At 40.0% G+C, this 23,001-nt stretch carries 22 protein-coding genes; 8 read left to right on the forward strand and 14 right to left on the reverse strand.

The features are described 5' to 3' along the window. Nucleotides 1–463: 463 nt before the first annotated feature. Nucleotides 464–1,456 (forward strand): L-glyceraldehyde 3-phosphate reductase, encoded by a 993-nt coding sequence (gene mgrA, locus ACN9MR_RS13580; RefSeq protein WP_426330206.1) that lies wholly within the window; start codon nucleotides 464–466, stop codon nucleotides 1,454–1,456. Nucleotides 1,457–1,549: 93 nt separating this feature from the next. Here the strand turns inward: mgrA and ACN9MR_RS13585 are convergent, their stop codons facing one another. The 5 genes from ACN9MR_RS13585 to ACN9MR_RS13605 all read right to left on the reverse strand — a co-directional run bounded on the left by ACN9MR_RS13585 (nucleotide 1,550) and on the right by ACN9MR_RS13605 (nucleotide 7,890). Further along, nucleotides 1,550–2,341: a DUF4350 domain-containing protein gene (locus tag ACN9MR_RS13585; RefSeq protein ID WP_426330207.1), complete on the reverse strand. Its 792-nt coding sequence runs from the start codon at nucleotides 2,339–2,341 to the stop codon at nucleotides 1,550–1,552. Nucleotides 2,342–2,404: 63 nt separating this feature from the next. Further along, nucleotides 2,405–3,658, reverse strand: a complete 1,254-nt coding sequence (locus tag ACN9MR_RS13590) for a glycosyl hydrolase family 28-related protein (protein WP_426324346.1) — start codon at nucleotides 3,656–3,658, stop codon at nucleotides 2,405–2,407. Between the two features lie 217 nt (nucleotides 3,659–3,875). Then, complete coding sequence (locus ACN9MR_RS13595) at nucleotides 3,876–5,636, reverse strand: hypothetical protein (protein WP_426324348.1); 1,761 nt, start codon at nucleotides 5,634–5,636, stop codon at nucleotides 3,876–3,878. Nucleotides 5,637–5,651: 15 nt separating this feature from the next. After that, nucleotides 5,652–6,893, reverse strand: coding sequence for an L-fucose:H+ symporter permease (gene fucP / locus ACN9MR_RS13600; protein ID WP_426324349.1), 1,242 nt, complete (start codon nucleotides 6,891–6,893; stop codon nucleotides 5,652–5,654). Nucleotides 6,894–7,017: 124 nt separating this feature from the next. Beyond that, nucleotides 7,018–7,890 (reverse strand): ROK family protein, encoded by an 873-nt coding sequence (locus ACN9MR_RS13605; RefSeq protein ID WP_426324350.1) that lies wholly within the window; start codon nucleotides 7,888–7,890, stop codon nucleotides 7,018–7,020. Between the two features lie 437 nt (nucleotides 7,891–8,327). On the opposite strand from ACN9MR_RS13605, the gene ACN9MR_RS13610 reads away from it, so the two are divergent. From ACN9MR_RS13610 to ACN9MR_RS13625, 4 genes are all read left to right on the forward strand, one after another. Beyond that, nucleotides 8,328–9,227, forward strand: a complete 900-nt coding sequence (locus tag ACN9MR_RS13610) for a hypothetical protein (protein ID WP_426324351.1) — start codon at nucleotides 8,328–8,330, stop codon at nucleotides 9,225–9,227. Nucleotides 9,228–9,422: 195 nt separating this feature from the next. Continuing rightward, the gene (locus ACN9MR_RS13615) at nucleotides 9,423–9,911 is read left to right on the forward strand and encodes a hypothetical protein (RefSeq protein ID WP_426324352.1); all 489 of its coding nucleotides are present in this window, start codon (nucleotides 9,423–9,425) and stop codon (nucleotides 9,909–9,911) included. Further along, the gene (locus tag ACN9MR_RS13620) at nucleotides 9,866–10,045 is read left to right on the forward strand and encodes a hypothetical protein (RefSeq protein ID WP_426324353.1); all 180 of its coding nucleotides are present in this window, start codon (nucleotides 9,866–9,868) and stop codon (nucleotides 10,043–10,045) included. The genes ACN9MR_RS13615 and ACN9MR_RS13620 overlap by 46 nt, the downstream gene beginning before the upstream one ends. 56 nt (nucleotides 10,046–10,101) lie before the next feature. Next, nucleotides 10,102–10,869, forward strand: a complete 768-nt coding sequence (locus ACN9MR_RS13625; protein ID WP_426324354.1) for a Cthe_2314 family HEPN domain-containing protein — start codon at nucleotides 10,102–10,104, stop codon at nucleotides 10,867–10,869. Between the two features lie 121 nt (nucleotides 10,870–10,990). On the opposite strand, the gene ACN9MR_RS13630 is transcribed toward ACN9MR_RS13625, so the two are convergent. Both ACN9MR_RS13630 and ACN9MR_RS13635 read right to left on the reverse strand, forming a co-directional pair. Then, nucleotides 10,991–11,314, reverse strand: a complete 324-nt coding sequence (locus ACN9MR_RS13630) for a hypothetical protein (RefSeq protein WP_426324355.1) — start codon at nucleotides 11,312–11,314, stop codon at nucleotides 10,991–10,993. Nucleotides 11,315–11,596: 282 nt separating this feature from the next. After that, the gene (locus ACN9MR_RS13635; protein ID WP_426324356.1) at nucleotides 11,597–12,244 is read right to left on the reverse strand and encodes a DUF1349 domain-containing protein; all 648 of its coding nucleotides are present in this window, start codon (nucleotides 12,242–12,244) and stop codon (nucleotides 11,597–11,599) included. Nucleotides 12,245–12,578: 334 nt separating this feature from the next. Between ACN9MR_RS13635 and ACN9MR_RS13640 the strand changes: the two genes are divergently transcribed. Continuing rightward, nucleotides 12,579–13,193 (forward strand): response regulator transcription factor, encoded by a 615-nt coding sequence (locus tag ACN9MR_RS13640; protein WP_426324357.1) that lies wholly within the window; start codon nucleotides 12,579–12,581, stop codon nucleotides 13,191–13,193. Nucleotides 13,194–13,337: 144 nt separating this feature from the next. Here ACN9MR_RS13640 and ACN9MR_RS13645 read toward each other — a convergent pair whose 3' ends face one another. Both ACN9MR_RS13645 and ACN9MR_RS13650 read right to left on the reverse strand, forming a co-directional pair. Next, nucleotides 13,338–14,195, reverse strand: a complete 858-nt coding sequence (locus ACN9MR_RS13645; RefSeq protein ID WP_426324358.1) for a hypothetical protein — start codon at nucleotides 14,193–14,195, stop codon at nucleotides 13,338–13,340. A gap of 34 nt (nucleotides 14,196–14,229) precedes the next feature. After that, nucleotides 14,230–15,156 (reverse strand): hypothetical protein, encoded by a 927-nt coding sequence (locus ACN9MR_RS13650; protein ID WP_426324359.1) that lies wholly within the window; start codon nucleotides 15,154–15,156, stop codon nucleotides 14,230–14,232. Nucleotides 15,157–15,459: 303 nt separating this feature from the next. Here ACN9MR_RS13650 and ACN9MR_RS13655 point away from each other — a divergent pair, with 303 nt between their 5' ends. Next, nucleotides 15,460–16,830, forward strand: a complete 1,371-nt coding sequence (locus ACN9MR_RS13655; protein WP_426324360.1) for a hypothetical protein — start codon at nucleotides 15,460–15,462, stop codon at nucleotides 16,828–16,830. A 45-nt stretch (nucleotides 16,831–16,875) separates the two neighbouring features. On the opposite strand, the gene ACN9MR_RS13660 is transcribed toward ACN9MR_RS13655, so the two are convergent. The 4 genes from ACN9MR_RS13660 to ACN9MR_RS13675 form a co-directional block, all read right to left on the reverse strand. Beyond that, on the reverse strand, nucleotides 16,876–18,264 hold the full coding sequence (locus ACN9MR_RS13660; RefSeq protein ID WP_426324361.1) for a hypothetical protein: 1,389 nt from the start codon (nucleotides 18,262–18,264) through the stop codon (nucleotides 16,876–16,878). A gap of 150 nt (nucleotides 18,265–18,414) precedes the next feature. Further along, nucleotides 18,415–19,068, reverse strand: a complete 654-nt coding sequence (locus tag ACN9MR_RS13665) for a hypothetical protein (RefSeq protein ID WP_426324362.1) — start codon at nucleotides 19,066–19,068, stop codon at nucleotides 18,415–18,417. Between the two features lie 14 nt (nucleotides 19,069–19,082). Further along, nucleotides 19,083–19,847 carry a hypothetical protein gene (locus ACN9MR_RS13670; protein ID WP_426324363.1) on the reverse strand — a complete coding sequence of 255 codons (765 nt, stop codon included), beginning with the start codon at nucleotides 19,845–19,847 and terminating at the stop codon, nucleotides 19,083–19,085. A 179-nt stretch (nucleotides 19,848–20,026) separates the two neighbouring features. Then, the gene (locus ACN9MR_RS13675; RefSeq protein WP_426324364.1) at nucleotides 20,027–20,650 is read right to left on the reverse strand and encodes a Cthe_2314 family HEPN domain-containing protein; all 624 of its coding nucleotides are present in this window, start codon (nucleotides 20,648–20,650) and stop codon (nucleotides 20,027–20,029) included. Between the two features lie 384 nt (nucleotides 20,651–21,034). On the opposite strand from ACN9MR_RS13675, the gene ACN9MR_RS13680 reads away from it, so the two are divergent. After that, entirely contained in the window at nucleotides 21,035–22,315 is a 1,281-nt protein-coding gene (locus tag ACN9MR_RS13680) for a HEPN domain-containing protein (protein WP_426324365.1), read from the forward strand. 1 nt (nucleotide 22,316) lies between these two features. On the opposite strand, the gene ACN9MR_RS13685 is transcribed toward ACN9MR_RS13680, so the two are convergent. Further along, nucleotides 22,317–22,994, reverse strand: coding sequence for a hypothetical protein (locus tag ACN9MR_RS13685; RefSeq protein ID WP_426324366.1), 678 nt, complete (start codon nucleotides 22,992–22,994; stop codon nucleotides 22,317–22,319). Nucleotides 22,995–23,001: the final 7 nt, after the last annotated feature.

Consider the following 23,001-nt stretch of genomic DNA (forward strand, 5'->3'; position numbering starts at 1 on the left):
TATATGTGTGTTAATAAAGTGCAAATAAAGCTTAACACCTTAATTTCACATTAAAAAAACCTTAACACAGACAGAAAAACCAGAATAAAGCCAATTCTTGCTTTCCCGATATAAAAATAATCTCTAGCACAGGTTTATGCAGTACTCATTCACAGATAGGACAAGCTGGTAAATTCTTTTAAAAAATTCAATTTAACGCACTATGCTTATGCATCCCTAACTGAGAAATCTGTATAATACCCTTCTCTGTTAAAAAAATATGCCGATTCAGTACTGACCTGACCTCAAAAACAACAGATATAATGTCGGTCAATTTTTAACACTATCAAAGTTCAAATTGTCCGGAAGAGACTCAACCTTGCTTAATATTAATAAAAAATTAAGACCAAAAAATATTTTTGTCCCACATCTGACAAGAGCCCTCTTTAAGCTCCAAACGTTGTCAATTATCAATATTATAAAAATGACAGTTAAACCTTCACCAAACCGTTACCAAACTATGCAGTTCCGCAGATGCGGGAACAGCGGACTAAAGCTATCAGCCATTTCACTTGGGCTTTGGCATAACTTCGGATACGTTAATGCGTTCGAAAAAAGCAGACAGATAATCGCTGCCGCCTTTGATCATGGAATTACACATTTTGATCTTGCAAACAACTATGGCCCGCCTCCCGGATCTGCAGAGGAAGTTTTCGGAAAAATCCTACACAAAGACTTCCTCAATCATAGGGACGAAATAATCATATCCACAAAAGCGGGATACACTATGTGGGAGGGGCCATATGGAGACTGGGGATCAAAAAAATATCTTGTTTCCAGTCTTGATCAGAGCCTAAAGAGGATGGGGCTTGATTATGTTGATATATTCTATCATCACCGGCCGGATCCCGATACCGATCTTGAAGAAACTATGGCTGCATTGAGCCTCCTCGTACAACAGGGAAAAGCCCTATATGTAGGGATCTCGAATTACTCTGCAGACCAGACAGAAAAAGCCATTGAAATGCTTAACAAAATGGGTACCCCCTGTCTGATCCATCAGGTCAAGTATTCAATGTTTGAAAGAAATGCAGAAAAAGGCCTTCTCGAAGTTCTTGAGAAACAACGGACAGGCTGCATCGCCTTTTCACCCCTTGCCCAAGGACTGTTGACAGATAGATATATCAAGGGAATCCCTTCAGACTCCCGCATTGCAACCAGCGGGATATTTTTAAAACAAACGGATATCAGCCCATCGAAACTGGAAAAGATAACCGCACTTGATAAGCTGGCATCGGATAGAGGTCAAAAACTTTCACAGATGGCATTATCATGGCTACTGAAAGACGCGCGGCTAACATCGGTTCTTATCGGAGCCAGTAATACCAGTCAGGTGGATGATGCGGTAATAGCTCTGGAAAACATCAATTTTGATGAACGGGAGCTTGCACTCATAGAGGAGATATTGAAAGGGTAGGTATCCAAAGCCTCACCACCAGAAACACCGGGTTAGCACTCAGATATCCATTTAGATTGGTAGATGGCGCTACCCGGTACTCATCAATTTTTCTTATTTATCGGTCAGCTTTTTTATCCATGAGACCAGATCATCAGCAGCCTTATCGTTTTCGATACCCAACTCTTTTGGGAGTCTACCGTTCACATACTCATTATACAGCCACGGATCTGCAATAGCAATAACATGGTCCTGACCATATTTTGTATAGGCGATAACTGTCGCCCCGTTGCTATTTTTCAGGACAGGCTCTGTAGTCCCATTAGCTGTGATTGCACATGCATCTTTCATGAAGATTTTACCAGCTGTATTAAATACCGGATTGTCCTTGATTACTATTGTACCTTCGCTAAAATGGGCATCGTCAATGACATGATTCTCTATATCGCTGGTGAAATGCATACCAAAAACATCTGCGAGCTTATTGAAGTTTGGTAGTTCTACATTGGCACTATCATTTGCAAACATCACCAGTACTCCGCCCTTCTTCACCCACGCTGAAATCACTCCGATATCTACAGTCCCAATATAGTTGGGTTTAAGGGCTTCTTTCTTTGTGTCGGGATCCACTATAAGATAAACATCACTTTTCTTTAAATCCATCAAAGTTGGGGATGTTTCAAGCGAATCTAATTTAAATCCTTGCTTCTTAAAGGCATTTCCGAGAATGGAGAAGCCCGACCCTGAACGCTCGCTCCACAGATAATGAAAACGGATATCCTTACCCTGTTTATCCTTATGAGTTTCCCGGTTAAAATAATAATCCAAAGTAACCGTCTGTGCGTTGGAAACAACGGATAAGGCTAGTAAAAGCACAAGAACGACAAATATTAAAAGTAATCTCATCAGTAGGAATATTAAATGGTAACTTATATCAAAACATATACAATCAGTGGTATTTTCACGCTTTTAGTGCCTTGATCTTAACTTAAAATCCATCTGTGCCTTGTATAAGTCTTTTGGATACAGATCCGATGGTTGGATTGTCTCAAACCAGTTCCCGTCTGGGTTGTTCAATTGCGAAGGAAGATCGGTGTAAAAACCCACACAGACATTGTTTGTAGAACGTCCTTTATCACTATTCTTTTCGTCACAGTATTTTAAGTGTGACTTCGCCCTAATATTCCAGAATGTTTCATTGAAGCAAATGCCCAGAGGTGCAAAATTTCCTCCAGAAAAGTAAAGCCTGCCTCCCTCGCCGGCATCCAGATCGGTAAAAAGATTATTATTGTGTTCATGATGATGATGATCAAGACAGAGGTCTGTCCCTTTTCCTTTGCGGAATACGTTATGAGTGCTGAACTTGGATTCGACAGATAGGTCATGCCAAAACCTGCCCCTGATTTCGAAGTTCTGCAGTAAGTTATATCCACCATAGATATTGACCCCATGATGTCCCTGGATCTTCTGCAAATTCCTGTTTGGTCCAAAGTCGAGAAGCCAGTCTGTTATGGTAATGTGATGCGCAGATCTATCAATCCAGATTCCAAGATCCGATCCGGTAATGTGGACATTACTTATCCAGCCATCCTGTGCATTCCCACTAAAACCGATACCGTTATATCCCCTTTCATGAAAGTTATGATCGGACCATAAACTATCAGGGAAACGGATACTGAGACTTTCTATTCCCGAACCTGAAATGTTCCCCTGAAAAGTAATCATCGAACCGCTCCATGACCACGGAGACTGTTTTCCACCATTCAGGCCATATCTAGGATAAAGTTCCTCCAGCCCCTTGGAGATGAGCAAAATTGTTTTGTCCCTACCAGCTCCCCTGATAGATAATCCACTCTTTTCAATTAAAATACTGTCTGTGATAAGATAACTTCCTGCTGGAAGAAAAACCGTTCCCTTTTTACCACAGTTTTTAATGGCTTCCCTTAACACATATGTATCATCATGGATTCCATCTCCAAAAGCTCCCATTTCCCTGATATTTATAACAATGGGATAACTTGGAATCAGCACCTTTCCTTCTTTATAGCCAGAAGTGGTAAAATCCGGTATACGGCTCCGGTCCCATTTTTCGCCATTCCTACCCCAGATCTGTGAATAATGTTGGGCATAACACTCATTATCAGCTCCTGCGCTTATCCCGAGAAAAGAAAAAATAAACAATAAAATGCGGAGAATGCTTTTAATAACAATTTTGAAACCCATAGCTATTTTGTTAAATATTGTAAGATGCTGCCCACTTTAACTCTTATGACCCTGCTTATACGGCTTGGAGAAATAAATTAATTTCCGTCTTTTAGATGGTGTTATGGGGCCGTTGAATTTCCTTAAACCTTGGCCCCACAACATAATCCATCATTCCTGTCCGTCCATAAACCTTCTCAACTTGAAAGTCAGGTAAACGCTAAAGATAATCTGGCTATTAAAGTGACTGCCAATCAGCGCCATAGTATGCCAGATCCAATTTATGGAGCATATCTTTATCTTTTTTTCTCAGAAAATGGTCTTTTAGATCCCTATAAACATAAAACTGCAGCCAGTAACCGTTGTTATATTTTTCCTTGGCAGAATTTGCCTGGGAAAGCTTGGCATACCAACTTGTATTCACACCATATTTCTTGGCAGCCTCTAAGGATAATCCTGCGTTTCTCCAAAGCTGATCAGCCATTTTCTTGTGTAGGCTTACGTAATCGTCATACTTAAATTTTGAAATATCCACAACCTCACACACATCCTTAAGCTTGAGTTTGGCCAGATCCACCGAATCTTCAAACAGTTTATCTCCATCAAGATCATAAAGTATCTTATCTATAAAGCCATTATTATCACTATCAATGTATTTCACCGTTGCAAATTGATTAGGATCCTTATTTAACCATTTCCTGTCCCATCCCTGGTAAAATGATGCGTTCTGATCAATACGCCATGCTCCCCATTCGGCACCGTACAAGTGCAGCCGTCCGTCGAATTTACTGATATAAAGCTGACCTTTGCCGGAATTGTCAAGGTCCCATTCACCTCTGTCACCTGCTGGGTCACTCTGCACATTGTTATCGATCCCACCCTTTTCCGGGCCTACCTTGAAAGGATCCAAAGGGTCATAAAACTCCACACGCTCCCATCTGTTACAGTCATCATCCTCATCATAGACAAAATAAACCTTGTTCCATTTTCCACGGTTAAAAATCAGATCTAATGCACTGTCATGGTCGGGGTATATCAGTTCATCCATCTGTCTCCAACGCGGATCCATAAAAAGCGTATCTGCGGCCTTTAGTCCACGCATGTTTTTAAATTTATGAATCTGGTCCATGTAATCAAATCCTCCTCCCCTAAAATTGAGCGAAAAATCATAATCAAATTCATTACCTGGAGCATTATCATTATCCATATCAACAGCGATCGAGACCCAGTCAATCTTCCCTCCAAGTTTTACGTTATATGAACTGCTGTCACCCGGATGATATGGGGTAGATTTGGGAGAGTCTACAAATCTTATAGCCATTTCAGACAAACCATCATTATCAGGATCATAGAAAAGAAATGGATTTTCCCAGTTCAACTTGAGGTTCTCCATTGTATAGGTAGCAACGTGGATCTTAAGAAATGCACTTTTGCCACTATAATCAAGGAAAAAATCCGACAGACCATTCCTGTCCCAGGCCTTTATCTCGAAATTGTTCCAATCGATATAATTAAAAACATTGTCTTTATCTGTATCGAGCACAACCATATAATGCCCATTTGGCCAAGCCTGAGGTGTCCTTACCTGTGGATAGTCCACAATAATCTGCATATCAGCCTTATTGTCCTGGTTATTATCAACCCAGTCAATAATAAGATCACCCATTCCACCATATTTCCCATCCCTGTTTTTGTCTATCAGCAGACAATCACTATCGGTATCACCTTCCAGATCGCTCCAAGTCATATCATCATCGTCATCCACCCAAAGAACAGGAATATTCTTGCTGGTTACCGAATATAATAAATCTGGATCCCCATCCTTATCGAGGTCTACCAATCTCGGTTTATAACCAATTGGAGGAGGCGGAATCCGCCAGGAGGTTAACTTAATATTGGTATTCCAATATTTTTGCTCAGAGGTACTTTTCTCCTGCGCATCAACCGATCCGGATAGAAAAAATAATACAAGAACCGCAAGTATAAAATGATTTTTCATAAAAAATTCTGGATATTAATGCTTTACCTTATAAAACTTGGCAGCAAAAAGAAAAATAACGATGTAACAGACAATTGGTGCGTAATAGGCATTTGCCGTCCCCGCCCTGTCTGCTACGGCCCCCATAATGAAAGGGAAGAAAGCCCCACCAACAACGCCCATAGATAGAAATGAAGATGCCTGCTGAGTTCTAGCCCCAAGGTTTTTAAGTCCCAGGCTAAATATTGTTGGGAACATGATGCTAAAAAAGAAATTGATCATCAATAAGGCAATGAAAGATACAAGGCCTAGACTTTGTGCCACTACAATGCACATGATAATGTTGCCAAGGGCAAATGCTGCCAGTAACTTATTCGGTGCAACAATACGCATTAAAAATGTTCCGATAAAACGTCCGGCAAGCATCATTCCCATAAACAACACCATATAGTTACCAGCTTCCGCATCACTAAAGCCCATTTTTTCATGACCGTAGTTGATAAAAAATGCCCAGGTACCAGCCTGTGCTGCTACGTTAAAAAACTGGGCAGCAACTGCCCATACAAAATGCTTATGATCAAAAAGCCTTTTCTCAGGGGCAACGTCAACATTTACCGCATCTGCTTCCGACTCGGAAACAGCGTGGGGATCTGTAGTGTGCGGAACTTTTACAAAAGAGAAGGACAGGGCCACGAGCAGGATAACCGCACCGATCACTGTGTATAAAATCTTGACAGATGTTAAGTCCGTACTTCCCTGTACGTTATTGCGCAATAGAAAATAACTACCGATAGCTGGCCCCAACATTGCACCAACAGCATTAAACGACTGGGCAAAATTGATACGCTGGTCGCTCGTCCTCTGGTCTCCCAGGGAGGCAACAAATGGGTGTGAGACGGTTTCAAGTGTAGACAGGCCACATCCAACAATAAAGAGGGCAATACCAAAAAAAGCGAATGAAGACATGTTTGCCGCAGGAACAAACAAAAATGCACCTGTTGCAAAAAGAGACAGTCCTAAAAGCACTCCTTTTTTATATCCGTAGCGTTTCATAAATAGGCCCGCTGGTATTCCCATCACAGCATAGGCACCGAAGACGGCAAACTGAACAAATGCAGATTGTGATTTGGTTAGGTTCATTGTATGTTGAAAATGTTTGTTCAACACATCCGCCATTGTAATCGCTATGCCCCAAAACATAAAAAGGGAGGTAACAAACACAAGGGTAATCAGGAATTTCTTTTCGGTAAAAGTAGCTTTGATTTTTGTTTGGTTCATTTTTAGGTATTTAAAATTTGATTGATATTCGTTGTTGAGATATATGGAACAGATAAAATCATAATGGGACATTTGCATATTATCTATTCTGCGTGTAGAAATTTTTCATTATGCCAAACGCCGCTTATGATTTAACCCCTGTATTTGAGCCTGCTCCTAATAGTGCTGCCTTTTCGCCCAGCTTAGAGATTTCGACAGGAAAGCTGTACCCCATAATCTGCGCAAGGTTACTACGGGTATCTTCAATAAAATAAGCTTCGGCATTGGCAATGTTTCCGCCTAAAACAGCCCCTAAGGGCATCTTTTTTCTAATGAACTTATACAGAAAATTCGCAAGGTTCCGACTGAATTCAGTAAATAATTCCTTAAAATATGGTGAGAGTTTGTGGTGGTCCACCAGATCCTTTACATCCTTCACCCTGATTCCGCTGAGCTCTTCAAACCTTCTGATAAACCATCTTGTGGAAATGTAGTCTTCGGCAATACCATCCAAAAAAGGCATGCACCACAGACCGGCATCCCTAACCTTCCCATTTACAAAATAAGAAGTTCCAAGACCAGTACCCAATGTTAAACCAATGGCCTGATCATAGCCTCTAAGGCTCCCGCTAAAAACCTCTCCTTTTAAAAAGCAGGCAGCATCATTCATGAAATTTACTGAAGATGCAGGAATACCCAACCGGCCTGCCAACAGGTTTTTAATATTTAAATTATATAGTGACGCATATTTACCTTGGGCCTTAATTTTACTGATCCCATTTTTATAGTCCATGGGACCGGGCATCGCAATATTAACCTTTAATAGCTCTTTGTCATATCCTTTACAGCATGAATCCAAGGTATCTGCCCATGTTTCAATAATGCTCTCAGCAGTTCCATTTGAATCAAGACGAGCCCTTTTCCAGGTATGGTTTATCTCTTCTTTTTTTTCGAGGTCAATTATAGCGGCTGTAATGTGAGAACCACCTATATCAGCTCCAATGGTAATGTTTTCCATCCGTTGTTTATTTGGTTATGTTTATGAAAGCCCAAACTTAATTTTAGACCTTAATAAATGCTTAAAAAAACTTTAATTGAAACATAATATGAAAATAGCCCTCATAAAAATGTATTATCGCACCAAAACAAACCTCATCAAGCCTCGTTTCCTCCCTAAGATCTATACGATATCTCAGCCTTTGACACAGTTTTTATAGGTAACCAGAAACTTGCAGATGATCTTAGAAATATTAACTTTGTTTCTGAGAGCGTTAATTTAGATAATGGGTAGAAGGCTTTGCTGACTGCCCGTTCTTTTGTCTCCTAACGACAAATTATTTTTGTTGCAAAACTCCCACAGATTCACTAGCCTTAAATCCATAATTTTACTTTTCAATCCTTCAGAATCACTGCCCATAAAAATAACATAGACATCTATCTGATATTTCAACAACAATGAAACACACGCTAACCAACATCTCGCATTTTGCCTTTTTCGAAGCACTGGAAGAACTCCTCAATGAATTTTTGGCCCTACTTACCAGCAGCAGCGAAAACAACGGCCGGTTCAAGTTGCAAGCGGACAGCCTGATTGATCGAACAGAAAGTTTCCTTAAGGATTCCATATCCCCTGATGCGGATCCCGTACTAAGGTTATTAAGAAAAAGCTATAATAGTTTTGAGGATTATCATTGGTCCAAATGGGGAGGCGGTTCTGAGCCGGAAATAAAAAAAGAGCTTGATAGACTGGACCGGTTTTACAAAAGCCTCGAACAGGTCAAGGGCTACCTAATGATGGTTGAAACACTTTCGGAGCCAGAAAATACAGTACAGTTCAATGGCATTACAGACAAAACCGACTTTTTGCTACGCAAACTCAACATTGTATTTGGAGAAGAGACCTACTCTATCGCCACAATCCTTAATCTGAATGGAATCGGGTTTAGGAGCTCCGAGCCACATGAGATTGCTGAGGACCTTGGGAGGCGCGGTTATGTAAACCCGCACCATAGGTATGGCAAGGAGGATAATGTACATATCTCTGTAAAAGGTGCAAACTATATAGAGAGAAAAGACAGGCAGACAAAAAGGGCAAAGGGAAATGGGGAACTAGAGAAAAAGCTTGATAATATCATTGAACACTTGACCAAACTAGGCCACGGCCAGGAAATTATATTCGACGAAATTGGGGAACTTCGTGAACTGCAGAATAAACTTTCCAAGAAAACCTGGTCTCAATTGCTAAAGGGAAAGCTACTTGACCTTGCACTGGATAGGGTTATCAGCAAGGAGACTGCATCATTTATATATGAATATCTTACCAACAGCCATTTTAAGTTACTTGAATTTCCCTAGGTACTGATATCGATCACTTTTGTACAGGAGCCTTCCTTGCCATGTTTCGCCTCCTGTACTAAAATGAACTAAGAGGCTGCCTTGGACAGAAACAGCGCTGGTAAAAAAACTCTAAAAACAAAGAACACAAAAAAGAAAAAGTTACTAGAGGATGGACACGAATTGTATATCACCTAAAATTCTAAATACACTCCAATGAACGAAAATATATGGACTGACTGGAGGCTGCCCAGGCCTTGTCCAAAATGTCACTTGGGAGAGCTGTTCTCCATCAATAAAAAATTTGTACAGACAGAAACCAGGGAATCACTCATCAATGCACTGGATGAGCCGCCCTACCCTGTATCAGGTTATGTCTTTAGCGAGCACTTTCAGAGCAACACCTGTGGAGAGGCTGCAGCCGCCCTTGGATTTGTTTCCTGCAACAACTATCCAGACGAAAATGGAGACGATATGTACGCTAAATATTCAACCTTTATTCCAGCCCCTCATATTATAGTGATACCAAAATCATGCCCAGATAGCGTCCGAAGGATTCTTATTGATTCATTTGGTCTTTTCTGGATGGACGAGCTTAAGATAAAAAAGACTCAGGTTAAAAAAAGGGGCGCGAAAAGATTGTCCTCCACCATAGAATCTTGGAATACGAAAAAAAGAATCCCGAGGTTGCAAACCATCTTTTAGCTATCAAATGGATCGGTAACAGCGGAAGCCATTTTAATACTCTTTCAGAACAAAACATCCTAGATGCATACAGGCTCTTGAAATACGCACTTGAACTGATCTATCAGGAAAAAAAAGACTGTTCGACCGGATGAGCAGGGCAATCAACAAAAGAAAAAGGCCCCTTTAACAAAACTGTTTATCAAGAACCATGAACCTGGACTACCTCAACAACCTTTTCACGCGGAAACTTTTATCAGATTATTCCACCTTTCTTCGAACTGCCCATACAATCGAGGGTTTCCTGCCCGGAAAAAACAATTTTGCACTGTTGGATGGATGTAAGCGATACCAGTCTACAATATTCCGCATCCAGAACACCTTGACCGAAACAACAGAACAGATTGATCACATCAGGATATACATGGGAAGGTATCCGTTCAAAAGATACTATTTCGAAAAAGGCATTTCCCAGCTTGAATATCTTCAGTATCACACAGAGGCTCTTTTTCACAAGGTACATACTATCCAGGAGATCATGAAGCTGTTGATCAATGAAGTCTACCAGCTAGACCTCCCGGAAAGGAACTGTTCGTTCAGTGAACTGGCCAAGAAGCTCGAAAAAAAAGCGGCACCAATGGTAATATATGATAACTATACCCAGGCCTTTGCCAACTTGGTCAGCCTCCGCCACGTGAACACCCATGGAGGGACAATCGGAGATAAGGAAAGGGATGAGATCAATATTTATGACGGGCTCACCCTGTACAAATTCGAGGCCAAGGGCTACCCTATGAACCGGGAGGCTAGAGACCTTCTCCCAATGCGAATCATAGAATACAGGATCAGGGAATATAAAAAGAAAAGGCTGAAAGTGGTCGATCAGGTAATCGAAGAAAATGCAAGGCTTCTGAAGGAATTCCTTTCATCCCTTCACCCAGAATATCTCCGACAAGTGTCCTTAATGCAAAGTAAATAGAAATTTCAACTATAATGGTTCTTCTAAGTACATGTGCCGAGGGTAATCTCATAATTCAAGAATCTTTACATTTCCGGAAATCTTTCTAAGAATATCCAATATTCGATTCTGGCCCATTATACTAGAAGGCAAAAAGGTCATTTTTATCTACAGCTACACTATTCGTCTTCCAGAGAATATAGCCCAAGCGTCCACAGCATTCTGCTACCATGTATTCAATATCTGCGGCGACATCATTTACGATTCTGAAGCGTATTTTATATTTTGGATTATAACTGATATAAATAACAAGATCATCTGTTGAGAATCCCCTCCCAGAAAGGGACTTCAGGTGAACATTCTGGAGTTCTGATGCCGCACGCTGGAGCCTGTCATTCATCACTTTTGCGAGCGCTTTCTCGGGTCTGAAGTCAGTCTCAAGAATAGCCAAAACAGTTACGGTCATTGCACAAAAATAAAAGGAATCTCCAAAATTACAATGCGTGAGGGCTAAACAACTGAAAATGAGCAAAAATGATTTTTAAAGGAAAATAACCATTATAAATTTAGCTGAACAACTTGGTCCCGCCGACGTAGAAAAATCTTAACAAATTATCTATTTATCTCTCAACCGCCCAGAGAAAGTTTCTGGCATACAATATCAAAACTTCATCGTAACCTTGATAAAATATTAGAAAGATTCTTCTGTACTTTCGGTTGGTGTTCCTCCCACCAACTGAAAAGGAAACTATTGATGGTTTTTAAGCCATTCCAATCTGCGCTGATCAGCAAGGTGCTTTACTTTGAAATTCTCGAACTTGGCTTCAAAACCATTGCCATCAGGGCTTGCGGCCATCAATCCGATCGTTATCGGTGCATTATCCTCAAGTGGTGCGTTACGGGTCATAATATAGTTTTTATCATCAAGGGAATAGAAGATTTCTAATGCATCCAATCTGCGCACCACCTTAATCCAGATAAAAGGTGGCACCTTCTCCAGTGACAGCACACTCCAATCGCTTTTTTCATGAGTAACTACAGTGCTTACATTGAACTTACCATCAACAAACTCGACACCGGTTTTGATATAGTTTTTATGATCAGTACGGATCATCAGTCCCATCTGGTCGAAACGGGCTTTGTAGGCACCTGTCAGTTTTACCTTGGCTTCAAACTCCCCGCCATAAGTGGTATAATAAAAAGGGGCGTCATCAACGGTAAACCCATAGTGTGAAATGCGCCAGTAATCACTCTTAGGAGTCACCTGCATTATCAGACTGTTGTTTTTGATCTGCCACTCTTCAGGCTCATTAAACCACTGCATTTTTTCAAGGTTTTGTGCTTTCAATTCATTTAGGCTAAGCATAAACCCAAGCGCAAAAAGGATTTTTTTCATGTTTTTATTATTATTGTTTTAATCGTTGAATGTTTATTTTGCCACACCACAGGTAATGTAGGGCGCATGATATTTACTTTAATCAAAACATTTTTTTAATAGCTAAATCACATTCAACTTTAGTAAGTTCGCAAAGTTATTGACTGATCAAACTAAATTCAATGGTGATAAATAACCATAGACCTGATAAATAATTATGCGGGACCTGCTTGACATTAAATTTTTTTCTCAGCCTTTTGAAGCAACGGTCAATCCTGAACTGCAATTGCAGAACGGCAGGCTGATCGCCCAGATGTATAGTAAACTTGAGAACTGCATGAGTGTACTCAGTGATATGAAAGCTAGAAGAAGCTTTCTTTATTACGACGCAATTGCTGAAGAAATCGGCCTTGAAAAGAAAGAAGCTGAGATTAAATCCATTTGGGAGGATGAGCTATTGGGCCGTGTACACCCAGAAGATCTACAGAAGAAATATAGGCTTGAGTTTCAATTTTTTCAGCTGCTAAACTCTATTGATATCAGAGAACGGATGGATTATCAGGTAATCACCAAACTTAGGATCCGCAACAAAGATGGAAAGTATATTTTGATCCAGCACCGCCTGATATATATTGGAAACTCTAAAGACGGCAGTATGCGTCTGTCCCTTTGTCTTTATAATATGATTTATGATCATCCTGAATTTGAAATTCCGCAAGGGGCAATTGTCAATATAAAAACAGGAAAAATCATAGATCATAATCAGCAGCGATTTATTGATATTTTATCTTCAAGGGAGAAAGAGGTTTTACAACTTATTAAGCATGGCCGTAGAAGTAAGGAAATTGCAGTTAAGCTGGGTTTGAGTATTAACACAGTGAACCGGCATAGACAAAACATCTTTCAAAAGCTAAATGTAACCAACGTCATGGAAGCGTGCAGGGTTGCCGAAAGTACAGGAATATTGTAATCTAAAGATTTAGACTCTGTACACTCCTGCCCTGTTTCTTCGAGGGCAGTGAAAATCCGATCGATAGTTATCGGAAAAGATATCTATTAATTTTTCTTTCCCACCAGAGCTGCTCCTTCTTTTAGCTAATCAGATAGGGTATAACTAACCCTTTATGCGTTTTGTATTAATCCATCCGAAAACCTGTTTAACTATACAGTTACTGATTTCTATCATCCCAATTACTGCTTCTAGCTTGTTTTCATTGGATACATCATTGTCCACCTTTCCTATGAACGTTGTAAGTGTATTTCCCTTCTTCTTTGCAAAGGATGTTGCATTGAAGATATGCTTATTGCTGAAGTGGACAAAGCCAGAACTCTGTTCATATACATTTTTGACCCAGGGATAGTCGATTGTAGCTTTTTTGACGAGGTAACTGTCCGTCATCTTTTTACCCTCTCTATCCACCATCAGGTCAACCCTCCCCCCTTTGAGTACATTAAATGCAAAATCATGTGGCTTCTCTACCATCCAAGCTGCACTAAGGCGCAGATAATTATCAAGATAAGGCCGAACAAGATGTGCTGCAGAGATAAAGTTTACACTTCTGATAAGTGTAATAAAGCCGTATATGAGTGACATACCACGGTTGAGTATGCCTGAGATATAATAATCCAGATGATATATTCCCTGACCTGAATGGATCATCCATTTTCCCAGATACATTATCTTCTTATCAAAGAAGTCGAGTCTTTCCAGATAAAAATCCAAAACAGGGGTCAATCCCTCTCCAGACAGATGTGCAGGAACAAAATTATTCCTTTCCTCCAAAAGCATCCAAAAGCTTCTTGCATGTATTTTTAGAAAACGTTCATTACCTATGTGCCATCCCTGCAGGCCCTCGTCATTACTAATGAGATAGCCGATATCCGATTTCCCAAGATCTTCGTCCCGGTTCCTACTCAGGAATACCGGATCAAATTCCTCTGGCATCTTATCAGCTGTGTTTATCCAATCCATAATATAGTTATCTGTTTTTAGATATTTATCCTAGCTAATAATTATCGGGACTAGGGCCCCAGTCCATGAAGATCGGTCTTGTGTGAAGGACAAGATGAAAACTATGTAGCTCCGGAAAGATCCTGTTTACCCTTACCTCTTTTTTATGCCTGAACTCAGCCGATGATTCATAATAATAAAGTCTGATGCGTCTGAACAGTTTGTTATAAAGATGGAAGATCGCCAAGGTACGGTGGAACATGTCAGTCCAGTCGTCAAATGAAATCCCTCTTATAGATCCTTCCCTCTCTGGCTCATAGTTGTTGAACATAATATCCCTGCCGATAATCGCATACTGGGAGTGTGATATTGCATTTCTGACCTGAGGAACATGGCATTCGTTAAATGAGGTTGAAAGGCCTGGAATATGGGTTTCAAGCTGTGATTTGATAAAACTTAAGAGCTCGGCCCGTGAAAGGCTTCCTTGTTTAGCTTTTCCAAATCCATTGACAGTGCAATGCCAGTCATACTCCTCACGATTCACTAACCTTAGCAGCTGGTAAAATTTTTTCAAAAACGTCTCTCCTTCCCAAATCTTAAGATAAATAAGCATTTCTATTTGAATGGTGATCGATTCCCCTTCAGTGATATCGCGAAGCTCATGGCTCCTTACGGGATCGAATTCAATAGCCTTTTTATAATCTTCAAAACTTTCATTTTCTGTGGAATTGACATATTCTGCAATAAAACCGTAATTGGTATCCTCACAGTGGCCGTCAAGCCCCTTTCCAATATTGTAATAGTTTTTAAGCTCAACCGCATCAGGATTGTCATAATCCTTTTCCCTGGACAGTAGCGCCCCCTCCATCACTAAAAGAAGATCACCTGAGTGTACCTGGTTTTTGACGGCCATATCAAATAGCGTATCGAAGTACTGTTCAACTTCCTTTTCTGTTTCGATAATAAGTTTACTGAAGAGCATTTCTGTTTAATTTGAATTATTAACATCAAATATAGGTTTTATAGCTTTGACGTTTATAAGCCAAATTGATTATATTTGCTTTTTAGGGCACAGGACCCTAAATATAAACCAGAGAATCGTCAAGGGGTTCAATACGCATTATTGGAGGAATAAGCTTGCTTAGGACCCTTACAATATGTTTTCTTAGTAGATTACCTAGCATCCAGATAAGAATGCTTACTGATCTTGATATCGAAAGGAAATTGAGCCAAGAGTTCGGGTCCCAAAGTGTTCGCCACTTTGGGACTTTTTTTAACAAACATTATGATTATTTTTCTACAGTTTACACTCACAGATATCAGGCTGTTCAACGAGGCATCTACCGAAGTCCTCGATAAACCAGGATGGCCTCTCCCCAATCTCTCACAGTTTGTCAGGGGAACTGGAAAGATAAGGCCAAGAAGGAAAAAAGGCCTTAAAAGTTGGGTCCACGAGGGATACCTGTGTGAGATCAGACGTGGCATCGGCTGTCCCAACATCACTGTCCGTAGTGGGATGCAGTTAAAAAACGTTTATAGGAATTTTTATTCGGGAGAAGAGCTTGTACTGAACAGATATGAATTTGTATTTCGTACCAATCTTGGCAAGAAAACCATAAGCAGGCATGATATTAACGAAACTGTAAGCAACATCCTTGATTCACAGGTAAAGATCAGAATTGGTGAGAACAGATACAGCCCACAATTGCTATCACTGGCCAAGTGGCTTAAAAAATTCCATAGAACCAACACGACCTTTAAGTCGAAGTTATCGGATACCGGAACCGAAAATAGCATTATGGACTGTGAGCCACAGATATACCTTCTTTTGGACGATGAGGAAAAACTTGAGAAAAGCGGTCTTGAAATGGACGAGATCAGACATGAGGAGGATGGATATCTTCTTTTCAGTGAATGGCACAACTATCGGGAGAAAACCTTTAAACTTTGGGTCCACGAACGTATGGAGGGTTCCGAACAGGTAGTTCATAGAAATCTACGTATTACTATCCAGCGTATATTTTCCGAGCAATGCTGCCTTAAAAATGTCCTGCACAGCATTTCAAAGGGCAAGATATCGACAATAAAAGGTAACCTGCAATCAGAGAAATTGCAAAACTATTTTAATACAGCGATACGTACATACTTAAGGGACGAGAAAAAACTGATATCAGACAATGGAATGATTGATTTTGCAGATCATTTCTCAAAATTATTTGGTAACTTTCAACCGGGCGATCTTGAACTCCTGAGACAAAAGATTATGAATTCAGAGTTCAGGCCAGCAGTAGAACAAAAAACAGAGATTTTTATGAGCAAGTATTCAATGCCCAACGCACAGATTGGAGCCGTTGGCGATAACGCAATAGCCAACAATCCAATATTTAACCAACAGTCGAGTACGCTACCAGAAAACACAGACTATACAATATTAGCAGACGAACTGCGAAAACTGAGGGAATTCCTTACCTCAGAAGCCAAGACTGAAGAAGAAGTTACAGCAGTAAAAAACATTGCTCTTGCACAGGCCGCAGCAGAAGAAAAAAATGGAAGCAACCTAATAAAGTATCTTAATGTGGCTGGAAAATTTGCAATTGACACAGTACAAAAACTGGGTGTAACAGTCTTGGCAGCATTTATTAAAGATAATATGTAAAGGTAGGCCCATTGCCTATTTGACATGGCCTAAACCACCGGAAAATTAGCTGAATCCATCGTTTCCACCCATAAAGGGATTGTGCATATCTTTATAAATCTTGCTATATGTTTCTGCCGAAACAAGATCAACGGAAATACCATCTGCGCCAAATCCATATGGAAAACAGTTCAACAGATCGGGCCTGTTCATTCTTAAGTAACTACCATAATGGGATATTATCTTTCTATAGCAGCCTATTACCCTAAATACGTCCTTAGATAGCAGCCTTGAATACCTATCCTCAGAATCTGATTGTTTGGTATGTACCGTCTGATCACGCAGTTCTTGAAGCGTCTTAAAATCACCCCACCAAACCTCTTTTTGTGGCCTGGGTGTTGAGAGAAGTTTGAAAAGAATTTTATTCAATTTTTCTGTCAGAGTGTAATTCCGCTCGACGAACTGCTTATCATGAGCTTTACCATCTTTGACCGACAACACAAAATCCCAGGGAATGATCGTGTTAACCATTGCCTCTATTGCAGTAAAAGAAAAAATGATAGATGCTGTGATAAATTCAAAATAATCAATGTAAAGTTTTTGTTTTTCCCTATCTGGAAACGGCGATTGACACTCGTTATATCTGGGTAGGACTATTCGTTTATAGAGCAATCTGGCTTCTGCCAGATTTCGGTCACAGATGTTTGAGTAAATACTGACATCATTAGGACGGCCCATGGAAGAATGTAGGCCGTCAAATTTCAGTATCCAGTTATTACCAAAGATAAAATTTTTGCTCAGGTCATCTTCACAGATCAAGATCTCTGGTTTACTCAACCTCTCGTCAACTCTTGTTTTCTTATGTTTTTGATGTTGCCGTTCTCCAATAACGCCCAGTGGATCTACAACCCTCCACGCCGATTCCGTACGCTCAAAATAATATACCCTGTCTCCCAGGGCAAAGGTTCGATTGATTTCATCAGATATTCCGCCTAACAACCCATCCTCATAAGCCGCTAAAAAATCACGGATCGAAGAAAATCCTTTCACCATAGCCTCAGCAGAATCCGCGGAAATCTTAAAGAAAAATATTATGCCCTCGGAAGTCCTGTAGGAGACCGAAAAGCTTCCTATAAGTTCCAATGGCTCACCACCATAACACATTGGCTTAATACCAGTTATCCGAAAAAGGTGTAACAAGCACTTTTCAAAACTGCTTCCAAGTGCGCTGACTTCTTTTCCGGACTGCAAAAACCCTGGACCGATAAAAAAATTGTAGTCTGGTGTACCAAGGATAAATTTTCCAAGAGGAACAAGATCCTCATCAGTCATTTCGAGCAGATCAGGCCTATCACCAGGGTGGGTAGTGTGCTCGAGAATGTACTTAAACATTGCCTTTTCTTCAGCCTCAGGGATGCATACCGCAACGTTACCTTTAAAAACTGGCCATCTCATTTATATGTGGTTTAAATTAATCGAAGATGGCATCTGCTCTCAATGTCTCTTGAAACTTCCTTGCTTCTTTAATCATTAACGAAAGTATTCTATCTACTTCTTTAAGAGTAAGTTCGAGGTAGTCTAACTGGCCACATGCCCCATGCTCAGTTATATACCACAGTTCTCCAAGAAAGGCACCAATATTTGCAGAGGTTCTGGGGGGTAAAGTATCTCAGCCATGTAAGCCGTTTTCTTTATCCTTCTCACCGACTTTTCCTCTATGCCCATTAGAGTGCGGAAATGTTCGCTGTTACTGAAATCTTCATATCGGTAAAGCGGGTTCTGATAATAATCCAGACAATCGGAAAGCGAGTCCTTCAGCACTCCAAGATCAGTGATCAGGCTTGTATAAAGATCCAGCGCTTTTTTATTTACACTCCTATGCTTTTTTCCAGTTCCTACACATGGCCCTATTCCATGCGCCAACAACCAGTTGCGATGCTGGTCCTTCCAGCTGTTTAGCATTTCGATCGAAAATGCCTTTCCATTGTTCTTATCTATAAGGTCCGAACAGTTGCTGCAGAGAAATATGGCATTTGAAATCGCCGTTCTTTCTGATGAAGTCATTTGTGGCAGATACCTTGGGCCACCTTCAGATGCCGCAGAGATATGGCATACCTTGCCAATGTAGCCACCAGAGTGCTTATCTTCAGGTGAAGGGCCAACAGTGCTTGTACGGCATTCTGCTCTTGAACATATAAATGCTGCTGCCTGTTTGCAGGTTTCAATTGTCTTTTTCGAAAAATTTTCTCTTTTTGCCATAATTCAATCAATAATCAGGTCATGCTTCTGGGAAGCGGGACATCAATAAAAGCACCCATTTTCCTCTCCAATTCTGAGTAGTAATGCATAAAGAACAGACTGAATAGTTCTATCGAACTTTCAAGATAAGTATAATCGAGAGGATATTTATCCCCCACTGACAGGTTTGTACCAGGTACATTCCTTCTATAGTATTTATCTACAAAACCCGAATTGTGCACCACTAAGTTTCGGCATTCTCTCCTTTCTATTATCTGCTTAATCATCTCCTTTCCGAGGATCGCACCGAAATCAAGTCCGATGTTCTTTTTGAAAAATTTCATCTGTTCAGTAAAGCCAAGTCGGCTAAGGGCGTTGGACTTAGATTCGCGCACTTTATCATCTGGAAAAATGTTCCTGATTGAATTGAAATATACCACTATAATATCATCAAACCTTGCATCAAAGATCGATATCAGATAGGAAAACGCCATCCTGAGTGAGATATCAACATACTCCTTAAGTTCATCTATTCTTCTGCTCATCGCAAAAGAGAGCAATTCTCTTATCTCAGGTGTATCATCTAGCCCAACCCGCGTAGCAAATCCACCGTAAGGTTTTGGTATTGCCTTCGGCAGGATAGCTATTGAGCCGCCCCCATCCACGTGGCGCTGTAGCTCTATTATCTTTGTTTCTAACTTATTAATTGTCTTCCTTATCTCTTTCTGGTAAAGTTCAAATAACCTAATATCCTGACTGAATCGCTCGCTGATACTATTACTATAAGGAGTATTTTCCATCCGTTTTAAAAAATGCATATGGTTAACTTCATATCAAAATCTATCTCCATTCAGATATACACCATACTTCTCATCAAAGATAGGGCTGAGAATACCGTAAACCACTCCCAATCGGCCCCTCAATTCATCGGTGTACATCAACATACGCTTCTTATACCCCTTGACCATTTTATCGGTGGTCACCTTTGCGATATGCCTGGTTTTTTCAAGCTCATCACCGTCCTGGATATGTACCAATAATTTAACACCTGAATCTTCCTCAGGTCATCATAATTGATCCCCTTTTGATGGGCTACCATATTCCGGTCTTCTCTCAGTAATTCTATCTGCTCCATGACAGAAACTAGGGAACCAAAAAGCCCTGGGTAGTAGTTTATGTGCATTGCGTGGGAAGCCTTTATACTTTTCCTTATGTATAGCATTTGGTTAGCTTTACAGTTATGCTCAGAAATGCCTAGTTCCAGTATCTCGTTCACTAGGATTAACAATCGGTCAAGAATGCCGGTTGTGCGCAAGAGATGCCCCTCGATATGATAGACAATGTGATGATAACGTGTAATACGGGCTTCTCTGACTGCTTGGTTTGTGCGAAAACCTGAAAGATATATTACTGATTGGTAAAGCTGCAGAACAAACTCCTCAACCTCAGAAAGCGCCAGAAGACAACTCCTGAGATACCGTTTATGCATTTGCCCTGCACACTCCTGGGCAAATCCCCTCCCTTCCACACTAAACAGTGATGGGTCATCGGGCATTCCCCTTATCATTTCACTGAGCCGGCCAAAAAAAGCTGATTGTTCCAAATACAATATTTTATTCCTGCAATTAAGGAAAAAAAGTGTTCCAAAAAAAACTTCTTCAACAAGATTATGAAAAGTACACTATGTGTCACTAAACTCATAGCTCAGATTTATTGGAACGAAAGATAACTTAGTCTTCGTTTGTAAAACCTCAGAAGTTCGGACGGTCTCTTTTACATACAATGTAACAATGATTTTCTAACGAGGTGGCACCATAACCGGTCTTTAAAATAGTTGCTTTGGCATCGTAGGATATGATGAATTTCTAAAACGTAGGGAGTGGATAATTTTACTAATATTGTCATGTAGCTTATCATATCTTCGTAAGATTATCTCTTGTCAGATTTTCTTGCCCATTAAGAGCTAGCGTTATTATCAAGAACAAATATGCAAAATATAAAAGCGGTCAAGGGCTATTGGCATCTTCAGGGTTTAGAGGATAACAGAATAGCTGGAATATTACACTACATCCCAAATGAGAAAATCTATCTCGAACTGATAGGTGCATTCGAACCTCCCTTGGATGTTCTGGAAGCTTTTGCTGGGGAAAGCAATAAAACAACAGATCTGGTTCTGGGTGAAGATCAAAATGGAAAAAAGATTACACTGATCAAATGTCGAAGGTCGGGTTCGGTCAACTTTTCAAGTTCATTTGCAATGAACAACTATTCTGTAGAATACATGTTGTATGGTATACATCTTGATTCGGTTGAAGACGAAAAATTCCACTCTGCTACAATAAAACTCCCTTTTCTCACAGAATGGGTAAACCAGTACATGATGAGGTATTCCATTCTATACAATATTGAAAATGATGTCTCGGGCTTTGAGGTAAGCTATGATATCAAAAATCACAAGGAAATCTCGGTCCCCATTAAAAACGGGACATCGATCCGACTCAGCTACAGCTGTTCCCCGCCAGAGACACTCCACAATGAAAAACTGAAAATAACCCAGCATTATGAGCTTGGTATTAAACAGGGAGCCGATAAAGGCTTTTCCAGCTATAAGGAGATAGCTGAACGTTTTAAAACATTTCTGTCCTTAGCCTGCTTAACGGATATAGATTTTATAGGTATAGACCTATTCAATGAAAACTACTCTCAGGACCGAAAAAATGGAAAAAAAATATTCTTCCCTATCAGTCTTTATTGGATTCAGCCCAATAAACTGCCTCAAAAAGACGTGGCTTTTAACGATTTTCTTTTCCACTATACTGACATCGAGCAGGAGTTTGAAAACATTATAACAACCTGGTTCAGCTTCAATACTGAAATCTTACCTATTTTAAACCACCTGATAAATAGCATTCGTACAAAAAGAACATTTGGTAGCGGAGACTTTCTGTTAGTGGTACAAGCAATAGAAGGATTTCATATTCGGTTCAGAAAAGAAGATAAAAAAAGTTCTTTTCTAAAAGAGAGAATGGAGTCTCTTTATTCAGAGTTCGAGTTTCTTACGGCGATAAAAAGAATTTCTTTTGATTTTCAGGAGATTGTGGACTCCAGAAACTATTATTCGCATTTCTTTTCCAGAACAGACAAATATAAAATTGTAGAGGGGGTAAAACTTCTTTATATTACCCAGAATCTAAAAAAATTACTGATATGCTGCGTTCTAAGAGAAAGCGGTTTTAACATGAAAGTACTGGAAAAAATAATAAAATAGACTACCAATCAACCCCAGAGTCCCTTAATATAGCAGTGAAGAATGCTTCAATTGAATCAAGATAGAGCCTATTAAAATCGCTATTCTTGATCAATATAGTAAAGCGGTGTCGGGGTATTTCATCGTAATATGACCTACCTTCTTCCTGTTCGTCGATATTTTCTTTAAACGAAATCAAATCATTGTTTTTAGCTATATAGTCCTTTATTTCCTCCCAGTGGTAATCCCGTTGTGAAATCCGTCCTTGATGATGAACAAAGACATTTCTGATTTTCCTCATCGTTTCGAGATATTTCCAAGATTCTTCCAAGGCACCAAAATCAATACCGCAGAGCTTTTCAAGCACCTCCCTGGCTTTACAGACAATACAGCCGCCTTTTTTATCTAAAGGTTTTTTTTCTACATTCAGTGATTTTGCTAATTGAAGCGAAACCTTTCGTATCTGGTGTTCGAAAACAGAAAACAACTGAATAAAAAATGACGATCTAAAATTATGTGGATACAATACCGAAAATTCATATTGACGTTCAGACAAACTTTCAAGTACGAAAGCCTGATACTCCTCAGACCTGTCCTCATGATCTATTGATCCTTCCACCGAAGCACTAAAATCAACCGCTGTTTTCATAAGAAACTCTTCCATCAGTTTTTCATAGTTTCTTAAATCAATAAAAAACATTTTTTGC

Source organism: Pedobacter sp. R-06 (assembly GCF_049913135.1).
Taxonomy (GTDB): Bacteria; Bacteroidota; Bacteroidia; order Sphingobacteriales; family Sphingobacteriaceae; genus Pedobacter.